We start from the raw sequence: 12,098 nt of genomic DNA, 5'->3' as shown, positions 1-12,098 counted from the left end.
GGGCAGGCGATCCGGACCGGGTTCATTCAGTCCATGCAGACCGCGGCAATGACGATGAATCTGCTGCAACGCCGCGGCGCTGAATCCCGATCGGTCGCTGAACATCAGACCCGGCAAGCCGTTCAAGTCTTGGAGCAACAACGCAAAGACACCATCCACGACTTACAGCAGCAGGGGTATGGCGATCGGGCCTCGCAAGCGGCGGAGTTGCACGACGTGGAGGTGCAGATCAAACAAGGCAGGCTGACCAACGATCAAACCGAAGCCACCCGCCGCACCCAGTTGCACGGGTTTCGGGTGCAGTCGTTCCGGGCCGAACGCAACCGCCAGGATGCGATCCACGAACGACAGATCGGGGGATACGACGCTCGCGCGGCGCATGCGCGGCATCTGCACAGCCTGGAAGTGGAGTACAAGAAACTGCTCATCGAGAGTCGCAGGCGGGCGCTGGGATTCACCGAGACGCTGAGCGAGTACGACCGCGACACCTCCTCTGCGGCGATTTCGATGGCGGCGTGGGCAGGTGCGCACAGCACAGCGGACCTGTCCGCCGAGCATTCCCTGTTCGTCGAGGCCTACGACGAGCGGTTCGCGCAGGACACCGGGGACTTGCCTTCGACGATCATCGATGCCACGGCCGACGACGGACTAGATGAATCTGTTTGGCCGTCAGAGGTTTTCGAGTCGATGGCAGGTTTAGCCAGCGAATTTGTGAGGGCGATGGTCGGCGATCAATACCTGCACGAGGCACTCGATTCCAATGCCCAGGAAACTCCGGCCGATCCACAGCCGGGGGAGGTGATCGACGCCATCTGGCCCCCCGGCACCGAACCGGTGCTGGGGGAGCTTCCCCTCGATGTTCCGGCGCCGACAGCTGGTACCGGACCAGAGACGGGACCCGAGCCGTGATCGCAGGGGCCACGCCGAGCCAAGAGCGCGACAGGCTCGAATTCGGTTGCAGCAGGGGGCGAGTGCGGTGAACGAACCGAATCGTGTGCAGCAGCGTGTCCTGCGTGCGGTGACCACGCAGGCGATGGAGGCCGGAAAACTGGCCAACAGCGCTGTCGTGCGCCCCGGTGAGAGCGGGCCCGACGAAGCCCGCCGCATTGCCCACGAGCGGTCGGTGCACCGATGCGAGCAACTCAGGATCGCCGCGATCGCCGGGGGAGTGCCACAGGAGTGGATTGCGCAGACCCACCACCGCGGGCAACTGGGCATGGCCTGGCGGCCCGACATCCATTGGCGCGAACACGAACCCATCAACCGTGCACGCCTGCTCGCCGACCTGCACAGCGATATGCGGCACGTGCAGGACATCGCCGTCGTCGCGGCCGCCTACGGTCACCGGGGCGCCCGCGTCGAGGCTGGAACTTCGCAGCTGTTCGCCCGGAACCTCAATACCCTGGGACGGCGGGTCGCCGCGATCGCGCACGTCCTGGGCGTCACGGCCGCCGAAGCCGAGCAGTTGTGGGGTCGACAGGACCAGTGGACAGCAGCGGCCACCGCAGTTCGGGGCCTGAGCCAGGACACGCTGCTGGGCCGGTGGCGAGAACACGCTCGCCTCGACACCCGGGAAGCCGCCCTGCAGGTCTCCGGTCTGGAGGATGCCGGGATCGGAGTGGCCACAGCCAAGAACCCGGCGCCGATGGTGAAGGACATGGTCGCGCGCCTCGGGCATTTGCTGCACCACCCCACCGCAGACCCGGGCCAGGGACCTTGCCCTGAGCGGCATGTGACCTTCAGTGCTACGGACGGGGCGCAGATCGCCGCCTCGATCGACGCGACGAACCTGGCTGCCGCCACACCGGTATTTCGCAGCGCCGCGGACCCCCTCCCGGAGTTCTCGGACAGCACTCCGGACACCGGGGTCGAACCATGAGCAGCTATACACCCCAAGGCTTCTCAGAGGAATCGACGCGGTGGGGACCTACCCGCGCCCAGCAGGGGATGCTGCGTCAGATCCATGCCGCAGCGCTGTCCGGCACACAGATCCTCACGCGCATCCGCCAACACGGGGAATACCACGCGGACATTGCCCCAGCCCAGTGGTACCGCGAATTCGACGCCACCGGTGAGCGCGGACAGCACCTGGCAAGCCTGGCCCACGCCGGTGGCATCCCGGACCGATGGATCGAATACGCGCGCCGCGCAGGCGAACTCGGCGAGCAATGGAACAGGCCACGATGGCCGAACGCTGAACCGGTCGACCGAGATCGGCTCATGGCGAACCTCACCACACAGGCCCGCGGCCTGCGGGACATGACCGCGGTGCACGTCGCCTACCGAGACCACGCCTCGCTGCGCGAGCCCACCCAGACGATGGTGCAGATGCGGCACAACACAGCCGTGGTCTGGGAACACATCAACGGCCTAGCTCAACTCGTGGGCCTGGACGTCGACGAGCGAGCCCGACTATGGCCCGGCCACAACGCACGATGGCTGTACACCGCCGCTGAAGCAGCACACACCCTGGACCCCGAACGCTTGGCGAGACGATGGCGGCGCTATGCCGCCCCGCTGGCCCCGACGGCCGGACTCCAGGTCGAGCTACTGCGGGCGGCAGGGATCGCGACCGATTCCGACGATGCGGCACTGCCGCCATTGACCACGATGACCGATCAACTGGCCACCGCGCTGGCCAGTATCCGCGAACCGGTCGAACACCTCGCCGAACCGAACACTGGCTCGGGGGCCGCCATCGGCGCGGCGATCAACTCGGCCCTGCACCAGACCACGGGCCCCGGCACCGATCTGCACGACACGGAGACACCAGCGCACACGGCTGACACTCCCACCGCACCCGCCGCAATCCCAGTGGCCGAGCCATAACACCTCGACGGTCTGCTCCGGTCCGACCCGAATCCGGCGCGTGAACTTCGTTCGCCGCCAACAGAACAGGAAACCCACCATGCCTGAAACTTTGCCGCCGCAGGGACGGCCCGACTGGCAGAAACGTCTGCTCGAGAGCATCCAGAACCTGGCCGCAGATCGGCGCCTGGTGCTGCGCACAGGCCCTGAGCCCTACCCCGGCACCAGCGACCAACAGGTGCGCTCGTGGCGCACCCACCTACAAGTGCTGAGCGACGCCTCGCACGAGATCGAAACCCAAGCCAGCGCAATAGGTATCGGACGAGCGCGAATCGAACGAGCCCGCGGGCGCGGGCACCGGGGTCAGCGCATCACCCGGCAGCCACGCGACCCACGGGAGTTCGCGATCGACACCGTCGCCCGCGATGTATGGCACCTGCAACATATGACAGCTATCGACGTCGACCGCAGAGAACGCCACTCGCACAAGGGCATCGACGAAGTTTCCGAACTCGCCGACCGCGCACAATTCGAACGCAACATGGCCGCGCTGTGGCGGCACGCCCGCACAGTCTCCGCTGAAATCGGCCTGACCCCTGGCGAATACGAGGGGATGTGGGCGACCGATGTGCAGCATTGGCGCACGATCCTGGTCGTTGCCGCATATAGCTATGACGACGAGGTCTTGGACCGACGCTGGCGCGCGTATGCCGAGCCCAGCATCGCCGAGGGAGCTCGATCCGACGAATCACCCCTGAGCGACTCACCAGATCGATGCGGGGCCATACCGATACCGCACTGGACCGTCATGCTGTCCCAGGCTGCGCACGCGGCTACGCCACCAGGCAACACTGCGCACCCGCCGCAGATCGAGTCGGCGATCGAGGTCACGTTGCCTCCAGACGGAACCTACGACTGGACAACGAGCGACACTGCCCCGGCTGTGCCGCCACCAAGCACCACTGCCGAACACGTTGGCGGAACCGAACCATGATGGCCGCGACTGAGCCGCGGAAACTGAACCGCCACTGCGGTTTCGGTGATTCTTCTCCTGATTGGCAACCCGAGCGTTCGATCGGTGCCCGAGCAACGCCGGTCTGCCCCGGACGAAGTGGAATACCGGCCGACAAGCTAGGCGCTCCAGTGGAGAACCGGGCTCAGGGCATACCGACAGGCACCCACGTAGGAGGTGAGAGGTGTGCATCCTGACCAGCAGACACAAGTATTGCAGCGGATACACGCCCTGGCCGGAGCAAGCAACGAAATCCGCCAAAGCCTTGCCGATCAACAGTGGTCCGCCGCGACCGTCGCGCGCTGGCGGGCGGACCGGCAGCGGATCGACACCAAATGTGTTGCAGCCCAGCAACAAGCCCGGCAACTGGGCGTGCGACCACCTGTCATCGCGATGGCCTGGCTGGCCGGGCACCGCGAGCTTTCCTGGCCCGACACCGGACCGACCGACCCGGCACACACCCTGCGCTTCAACCTCACTGCCGAGCTGATCGGCGAAGCCGGCCAACTGCACAACATGGCCGCGGTCGCAGCCGCCCGGCTGCACCAATTGGCCGACCCCGACCGTCATGATCAGGTCGACGCGAGCGGCACCACACAATTCATCCGGAACATGACTGCGGTATCAACCCAGGTCGCGGCGATCGGTGACCTGGTGACACCCAGCCAGGCGCAGTGGAACTCGCTGTGGAACCCCACCCTCGAACAGCGGCTGCACTACCTGACGCCATTTCTGGGACCCGAACGAGACCAAGCATTGAGTTGGGCCTGGGACGAATACGCGCAGACCACCATTGAGGCCGACGCAGGACTGGTGACCTCGACGCTGGAAAACCTCTCGGCTACAACATCATCGGACCGAGTCGTGCCTAGCTCACCGACACTGATCATGAGGGTTTTACGCGCTGCCGCACACGTACGCCCGGTCATCCGAACACCGCCCGCTCCCGGCAGTGCTGCCGACGCCGTGTCCGCAGTCCTGCCCGAAGACACTGCTCGCGGTTGGAACCCTGGCCCGGAGCCTTCTGGTACCTCCGAGCCCACCACAGGAGCACCCGAACCAGAGATCGAACCATGAACTCCCAAGGGTCGCCCCAACGAAGCAGCTTCGCGAGGATCCGGCGATGACCGGGCCGGACGTGTCGGTGACTCGCGCCGCACAGGTCCCGCCGGAACAGGCGAGCCTGCTGCGCGAGATCCAACACCTGGCCGCAGTCGGAGCAGAACTGACCCACCAGTTGAACCACAGCGACGTGGACTACTCGGCAATGACCCGCACCGTCGGCCAGCAGAGCCAGATCGACCAACACCGCGCCTGCGCCGAAATCGCCGCCCGGATAGCCGGCGCTCCGGATACATGGATCGCGCGGGTGCGCAGGCTCGGCGAACAGGGCCACCAATGGCACGCCGATCAACTGCTCCCCAACCCGGTGACCTCCGGCAGGCGCGGCGCGATCACCCAGATCGCCGCAGACATCCGGCACCTGATCGACATGGCCGCACTCGCGGCCGCCCGCCAGCACCACGCAATCCGCAATTCTGTTGATGAACAGGGCAACTCCGCTGACAGCGAGAACGTTGACTCGAGGCGGTTCGACCGCAACATGTTCGAGATATGGATCCGGGCCGGTCGCATCGCCCAATCCGCAGGCTTGACCGGCCACGAACGCGCGCGTCTGTGGAGCGTCAGCGACAAGGACTGGACCCACCATCTCGCGCAAGTTCTACGCTTCGCTCCCACCGACGTAGAGGCAGTGTGGCAGCGGTACGCCTCACCAGAGCTCGGACAGCAGGTGGAGATCTCCCTGAACGACCTGCGCCACCACATGCTCGGAATCGCCATCAGCGGCCCGCACGCAGAAACCGAACAGCTCCCGCCGCCACCGAGCGTGTTCGTCTCCCGCGCTCACCACGCCCTGCACACCGTGATCGAGCACCAGCCGCCGGGCACCTCGGCGATCCACACCGCGATCACCGACGCCCTGCCTGACAACCCGGCAACGCGCGCATGGGAACCCGAGCCCGAATGCGAGGACACCGGCCCCGTTGACCCCGGATCCCTGCGGGGCAATGCGGCAGTGGACCCGGAACCGTGACCCCCCCAATGTCGAGCCCAATCACTGTGCTCGACAACGAATGTCAGAAGATAGGACCGCCGATGACCGAACTGCAACCAGACCCGAGCGCGCAGTGGCATGCCGCGCTCCTGCAACGCATCGCGCAACTGACCGCACAGCACACCCGCGTCGTCCACGCTGGATACCTCGGCTATGACGGCACTGAGACCGACGCCCGTGAACAGTGGCAGGCGGACCTGGACGCTTTGACCGCACAGCGTGAACGCACCGAAGAAGTCGCCGTGTCAGCGGGCGTACCGTGGGCGCAGATCACCCAGGCCCGCTTCGGAGCCACCGCAGGACCCCCGCCGCCACCCGAGCGTTTGGGCGGCCCGGAGCAACTCGCAGGCATGGACACCGATCGCGCCTTTCTGCTGGACATGCTGAGTGTGGACTGGTGGCACCTGGAGAGACTGGTATTACTGACTGCGGCTCGTGAAATCCGGCTGGGCGGTGGACTTTTCGGACGGGATCCCAGCGCGAATAATGCAGCCGAACACACCATGAATCTGGTCCACGCCCGCATCGCGCTGTTGGCCGCGCACGCACACCTCACCCCCGCAGAAAGTGCAGAACTGTGGGGTGCGCAGACCACCCAGCGCTGGCGCGCGCTGGCTCACGTGAGCGTGGACACCCTCGACGACCTGGCCCTGGAACACACCTGGCGACGTGAGGTCACTGCGATCGCCGACCCCGCGGTTCCACCCTATGTCGACACCGCGACCTCGAATATCCCTGCAGCGCATAAGAACACGTACAGCGCACTGCCGGAACCACCGCGAATGCTGATCGATCACGCTATCACCGCACTGGGCGCCGGAGCCGTTGAGTCCAGATTCGCCGACACCACAAGCGGCCCGATCGTCTCGGCCATCGACACCATGCTGCCCGGCGGGGCTGCCCGGCCTTGGAATCCGGACCCAAACCTCGACCATGCCGGGCCGGCCCCACGCGAGTACGACGCCGGGCCCGAACCCTGAGCCGGGCTCCCACTTTCGCGCGAATCGAAAATAGCTGTACAGCAGCATAACTCAGCTCACGGGCGGCGCGTGACGCACGCCGCCGCGCCCAGCGCACCACTTCTCATATGCGAGGGACATCCCACATCCGCACCGGCGTCTCGGACGAAGGTGCGGCCCGCTTCGAGCACCGAAGGCGGAACAGATGTCCGACAACATCTCCGACCCCCAATCCGAACCATCGACCGGCGCAAACGATTACACACAGGAGCGCACGTCACACACGCCGGTCGACCCGGAGGCCTCAGCGACCGACCCGAACGAGGCGCTGCTCCCAGCGCATCCCCTGCTCCGAGATGTCCCCTTCGAGTTGCGGAACGGGGCGATCGCCGCCCGATACGGTCCACGCGACACCGACGCGGTGCACGCCGAGCTGCTGCGCCGCGTGCAAAACGCGGCTTTTATGCGGGCGTTGTGGATGCAGGACGCGGTTGAGCACAACCTGGATACCGCGGACCCTCACTGGCAGTGGGCGATGTTCCCCAACGGCATCGCCAGCGACGTGCACCAAGCACGCCGCGCCGCCGAAAACGCACACATCCCCGCCACCGACATCGCCGCGGCCGAAGAACTTGGCAGCTCCGGCACTCCGTGGCACATCCAACCTGCCCACCAGAGGCTCGGCCGTCTCGAACAACTCAGCCGCGAACTCTACGAAGCTGCCGAACGCGCCGAGGACCTCGCGACGCGCTTGAACACGGCGCACATCACCATCGCCGAACTCCACGAAGATCTCGCCCACTCCGAAAACACCATCCGCGACCTACTCAACGAGGTCGTCGACCACGACTGGGCAACCGGCAACACCCGCCGCAACCTACACCCGGCCCCGGACTGGCCCAGCGCACTCCGCCAGGCCAACACGGCCCTGTGGACCGCAAACCTGCTCGACGCGCTCGAACCTACGCCCACACCGAGCACCGACGACGGCCCACGCACTGCCGAGTCCATCGACGCCGCGCTCTCGGGAACCGACCCAGGCGAGTGGCCCGTGCAACCGCCACCGCCGGAGCCAGGCGAGCCCACCAGCGCCACGGGACCGGAGGCCGAGCAATGAGCTGGCCGCAGCACCGCGCGGGGATCACCGATCCCGACTACTACCGCGACATCGCTGACCTCACCGAACGCGACCTGAGAGCCGGATTCGCTCATCACCACCTGCTGCGCACAATCGCGCCTCATTGCGAAACCAACGAGCAGGCAGCGCAATTCACCGAATGGGCCGACGCGCTCGATGGCCAATGGGGCAATCACGACGACTCGCACTGGCGGACCATGTGGGTGGACCTGCTGGTCACCACCGAGCTGTGGAACACCCAGCCCGACCGTGCCCGTGTGATCGCCGGCCAGTTGGTGCAAGCCCGTGCCACCGGGGAGCTGGCAGCCGACTCGCTGCTGTGGCGGAACTGGCACCAGGCCCGGGAGATCACCGGCCACGGGCACGACATGACCACCGGATCGGCGCCGGATGGCCACCGTCCGCAGCCCGGACTGCAGCTGGAATCAGCGGTTACCACCGACACAACGGTCCAACCCACCCCCGGTGATGTCACCGCACCGGACCGGCGCAGCGCCGTAGACCGGACTCTCGGCGCTCCCCGTGACGCGACAGGACTGATCAGCGTCCATGAGGTCGACCAGGTGATCGCCATGACCGACGACGTGCTGCTCGCCGAGGAATACGCCACCCGAGCCGGGCAACGTGCCATGCTGCTCCCGCCCGAGCATCGCGACGACGCGGTTCACGATCCCGGCCCCCACCAGGCGCGATGGACAGCTGTGCAACAGCTTCTCACACGCCAAGTGCAGGACCTGGCCGCCGCGCACACGCACACCGCCGAAGGGTTCACCGGCGACCCTGCCTCCGACAGTGAACGAATCGAAGACCTCGAACGCCTGCAGGCAGCGTTGCGTTCGGCCCGTGCCGACGCGCTGGGCACCGGCGCGAGTCCCGAGAGCGTGACCAACGCCTACCTGCGTGGCACCCACGGCATGTACGGGCGAGACGATCGCGGCGACCGATCCGATGCGCCGAGCGCCACACCTGCCCGATTGCACGATCTGCGCGCTCCAGACCGCACCGCCACGGAAATCGTTGATGCAGAGAGTGACCCGAGTGGCGGAACAGGGATCGCGGAGGCCGTCGACGCGGCGCTGGTCGATGGGCAGGACGTGCGCTGGAGCCCGACGACCGCATCGGTGACAGGGCCGGAACCTGTCACCAGGGCCGGGGCCGACCCGGAGCAATCGTGATGGCTCGCAGGCAGACCCGCCGCCGCAGCACCGGCGGGCTAGGGGAGGAGACCTGGCTGCTGCTGTTGTTCCTGGTCGCTGTCGCAGTAGTGCTGCTGATTTGGGCAGTGTTGAGCCTGGGCAGTTGGTGGGCGGGACTGCCAGTAGTCGCCAACCCCGTGGCTGCACTGCTCGAAGTGATGCTGGGACGGCACCAGTGGCCTTGGCAGTCAACACTGTTCAGCGTTGTCCTCAGTGCGGCCGCCGCGGTGCTCGCATCCTGGGTAATCCGACGCTGGCCCCGGCCCACCGGCATCGATACCGCCGCCCGCACGATGACGCACCCGCGCGCGATCACCCTGGCCCGCCGCCAAGACAATCTCGTAGCGGCCCAGCGGTTACTCAGAGATGCTCCCGCGCAGGTGCGGGCGATGCCTGGACCACCCTTGGGCACCACCGTGATCGGCGGCATCGATCTGTTCGTGCCGGCCGAGCAAGCCGTGGTGATCGCCGCTGGCCAGCGCACCGGCAAAACGATGGCCTGGGCGATTCCAGCAGTCCTGTCCGCTTGGGGGCCGGTCTTGGCTACCAGCAACAAGCCGGATCTGGTGCAGCACACCGTGTTCGGTCGCGAGCAACGCGGCCGAGTATGGACCTGCGACCTGCAAGCAGTCACCGGCAAACCCGAATGCGGCTTCTGGGTGAATCTCCTGGCCCAGGTACCCAGCTTGCCTGCGGCACGCAAACTCGCTGCCTTCTTCGTTTCCGCGGCCTCGGGATCTGCGAGCGAGAAAGCCAGCGCCAAAGTCGATTCCTATTTCGACGGCGGGGCACAGGAATTGCTGGCCTTGCACATGTTCGCCGCCGCCTGTGTCGACGGGGACCTGCTGCACGTGGCCGAATGGCTCTCGGCCGATCAGGACGCCACCCCAGCCCTGATCCTGCGCGGCCACAACCGCGACGTGGCTGCCCGCCGAATCCTGGACGCGCAGTCGCTCTACAGCCGACAACGCGACGGTCTGTACGACATGGCACGTCGATTCTTGAACACGTTATCCGACGAGGGATATGCGCAGATGGTGACCCCGCCTTCGCGCAAGCGATTCACCGTCTACGAGGGCACGGACGGGGTCGTCACCGAGATTGCGCACGAAACGTCGACTCACCAGCTCCCCGAATTCGTTCCTACGGAATTCGTGATGAGTAGCGACACTCTATACGCCTTATCGATGACCGGGCCCGATTCGGCCGCGGCGCTGACCGCAGCGCTGGTCGGGCAGATACTGGAAGCAGCCCTGGCGATCGCTCGCTCCCGCCGCGGTGGACGCCTTGCGGTCCCGTTGCTCGCGGTGCTGGACGAGGCCGCCAACTGTGCGCGAATCGGCGAGTTACCCAGCTACTACACCTATTGCGCCAGCTGCGGGGTCATCCTGATGACGATCCTGCAAGTTCTCGAACAAGGCGAAGACCTCTGGGGCGCAAGCGGACTGCGCACCATGCGCGCCCAATCCATCGAAATCTACGGCGGCAACATAGCCACCGTCAGCTACCTCGAAGAATGGACCCGCTCGATCGATGAACACGACGTCGCCGACCAATCCCGCTCCATCAGTCCCGGCGGCATCCAACGCACCACATCATGGCGAGCCGAGCCCATCCTCAACGTAGCCAAACTCGTCGCACTGCCCAAGAACCGCGCCCTGATTCGGCTCCCAGGCCACGAACCGGTCCTGGTCCGCAAGCGCTTCTGGTGGGACAACCCCGACCTCGCGCCGATCGTCAACAGCAGCCTCGAACGCTTCAACAATCAGCAACCCACCCCGACGAAACCCGCTAGCAACACCACCGGTGCCACAGGAATCGAACTATGAACACGCCAGCAGCGGCGAACACTGGAAACCCCAAACAAGCACCCATCCCACCCAAATACCCCGACTTCGTCACTTTCGCCGAACAATGGCTGCTACCGCTGATCAACGTGCGCCTGGCCGAGGCCAACCGCGAACAAACCATGACCTGGTGCACCCACTGGTGGCGCCACCGCCCCGTTGCGGTCCGAATCGCCCACTTACACAGCGCGTTCGAAGCCACCCGCCGTAGCCGCAGCGGCAGCGCGGTCTCCACCTACTTGTTGTCCCACGTCGACGCGCACTGCCGCGTCATCCTTGATGCCGCCAACGGCCCGCTCCACAGGTGCAGCCGATCGAAACATGTTGCCCTGCTGTCACTCCCGTACGACCCGGTACCGCTGCGATGGTTCGGCCCACCGCTCAAACCGGCGACCGGTACCCGGCTTCAGCCACGATTCGCGCACTACAGCGAGTTCGTCGAACAATGGCTGCTGCCGATAACGGCCGTACGGATCTCGGGCAACGGCCGCGAAGGCCAATACACCTGGTGCCGTCAATGGTGGGCACACCACGGCGTGGCCCTGCGGTTCGCTGCGTTGCATGCGGTCTTCGAAGCCGCCCGAACCGCAGACGACAGAACCGCCATGTCCACCCTGATCGTCAGCCACGTCGATCCCCACATGCGATACATCCTCGACGCCGCCAACGGCCCACTCCACAGATGCACACCCGACCGCCACGTCCCACATCCCGGCCTACCCACCAGCACAGTGCCACCCAACTGGTTCGGTCTGCTCGGCACCACTACGCCGATTGAAGAACTGGGGTTCGGCCCGGACTTCCGGTTCCTGCGGCCCGCGGGACTGTGTAGCTAACGGTGGTTCCGGCCTGATTCGCTGAACGAAGTTCGGCGGGAAGGTGCCACCATGACGACACTTGATGCGGTGACGAGGAAGAAGAAGCCGGTCGAGGCTTCCGCGGAGACGTTGGCCGCTCAGGAGCTGGTCCGGATGGCCAAGGAACAGGGTTTGTCCCTGACCGGGCCGGACGGGCTGCTCAAA

General features: G+C 66.0%; 11 protein-coding genes and 1 pseudogene. All 12 read left to right on the top strand.

The window, feature by feature from the left end; genetic code table 11:
* Window positions 1-33 precede the first annotated feature (33 nt).
* Window positions 34-909, top strand: a complete 876-nt coding sequence (locus K7711_RS36530) for a hypothetical protein (protein WP_222975605.1) — start codon at window positions 34-36, stop codon at window positions 907-909.
* A 67-nt stretch (window positions 910-976) separates the two neighbouring features.
* Complete coding sequence (locus K7711_RS36525) at window positions 977-1,879, top strand: hypothetical protein (protein ID WP_222975603.1); 903 nt, start codon at window positions 977-979, stop codon at window positions 1,877-1,879.
* Window positions 1,876-2,829, top strand: coding sequence for a hypothetical protein (locus K7711_RS36520; protein ID WP_222975601.1), 954 nt, complete (start codon window positions 1,876-1,878; stop codon window positions 2,827-2,829). The genes K7711_RS36525 and K7711_RS36520 overlap by 4 nt, the downstream gene beginning before the upstream one ends.
* Before the next feature lie 79 nt (window positions 2,830-2,908).
* Complete coding sequence (locus tag K7711_RS36515; RefSeq protein WP_222975599.1) at window positions 2,909-3,802, top strand: hypothetical protein; 894 nt, start codon at window positions 2,909-2,911, stop codon at window positions 3,800-3,802.
* Window positions 3,803-4,006: 204 nt separating this feature from the next.
* Window positions 4,007-4,897 carry a hypothetical protein gene (locus tag K7711_RS36510; RefSeq protein WP_222975597.1) on the top strand — a complete coding sequence of 297 codons (891 nt, stop codon included), beginning with the start codon at window positions 4,007-4,009 and terminating at the stop codon, window positions 4,895-4,897.
* A gap of 46 nt (window positions 4,898-4,943) precedes the next feature.
* Complete coding sequence (locus K7711_RS36505; RefSeq protein ID WP_222975595.1) at window positions 4,944-5,915, top strand: hypothetical protein; 972 nt, start codon at window positions 4,944-4,946, stop codon at window positions 5,913-5,915.
* A 62-nt stretch (window positions 5,916-5,977) separates the two neighbouring features.
* A complete protein-coding gene (locus K7711_RS36500; RefSeq protein WP_222975593.1) occupies window positions 5,978-6,916 on the top strand; it encodes a hypothetical protein in 939 nt (312 codons plus the stop codon).
* Between the two features lie 400 nt (window positions 6,917-7,316).
* Window positions 7,317-8,012: a hypothetical protein gene (locus K7711_RS36495; RefSeq protein WP_222975591.1), complete on the top strand. Its 696-nt coding sequence runs from the start codon at window positions 7,317-7,319 to the stop codon at window positions 8,010-8,012.
* Window positions 8,009-9,208, top strand: a complete 1,200-nt coding sequence (locus K7711_RS36490) for a hypothetical protein (RefSeq protein ID WP_222975589.1) — start codon at window positions 8,009-8,011, stop codon at window positions 9,206-9,208. The genes K7711_RS36495 and K7711_RS36490 overlap by 4 nt, the downstream gene beginning before the upstream one ends.
* The gene (locus K7711_RS36485; RefSeq protein WP_222975587.1) at window positions 9,208-11,058 is read left to right on the top strand and encodes a type IV secretory system conjugative DNA transfer family protein; all 1,851 of its coding nucleotides are present in this window, start codon (window positions 9,208-9,210) and stop codon (window positions 11,056-11,058) included. The genes K7711_RS36490 and K7711_RS36485 overlap by 1 nt, the downstream gene beginning before the upstream one ends.
* Entirely contained in the window at window positions 11,055-11,912 is an 858-nt protein-coding gene (locus tag K7711_RS36480; RefSeq protein WP_222975585.1) for a DUF4913 domain-containing protein, read from the top strand. The genes K7711_RS36485 and K7711_RS36480 overlap by 4 nt, the downstream gene beginning before the upstream one ends.
* Before the next feature lie 51 nt (window positions 11,913-11,963).
* Window positions 11,964-12,098, top strand: a pseudogene (locus K7711_RS49390) (IS256 family transposase); the annotation flags it as partial.

This window comes from Nocardia coffeae, from assembly GCF_019890715.1.
Lineage (GTDB): Bacteria > Actinomycetota > Actinomycetes > Mycobacteriales > Mycobacteriaceae > Nocardia > Nocardia jiangxiensis.
This window is presented reverse-complemented; position numbering and strand designations above follow the sequence as displayed.

Coding starts and splice junctions, on each gene's coding strand:
- K7711_RS36515 (WP_222975599.1), top strand. CDS start 2,909: ATGCCTGAAACTTTGCCGCCGCAGGGACGGCCCGACTGGCAGAAACGT.
- K7711_RS36530 (WP_222975605.1), top strand. CDS start 34: ATGCAGACCGCGGCAATGACGATGAATCTGCTGCAACGCCGCGGCGCT.
- K7711_RS36500 (WP_222975593.1), top strand. CDS start 5,978: ATGACCGAACTGCAACCAGACCCGAGCGCGCAGTGGCATGCCGCGCTC.
- K7711_RS36480 (WP_222975585.1), top strand. CDS start 11,055: ATGAACACGCCAGCAGCGGCGAACACTGGAAACCCCAAACAAGCACCC.
- K7711_RS36520 (WP_222975601.1), top strand. CDS start 1,876: ATGAGCAGCTATACACCCCAAGGCTTCTCAGAGGAATCGACGCGGTGG.
- K7711_RS36485 (WP_222975587.1), top strand. CDS start 9,208: ATGGCTCGCAGGCAGACCCGCCGCCGCAGCACCGGCGGGCTAGGGGAG.
- K7711_RS36490 (WP_222975589.1), top strand. CDS start 8,009: ATGAGCTGGCCGCAGCACCGCGCGGGGATCACCGATCCCGACTACTAC.
- K7711_RS36505 (WP_222975595.1), top strand. CDS start 4,944: ATGACCGGGCCGGACGTGTCGGTGACTCGCGCCGCACAGGTCCCGCCG.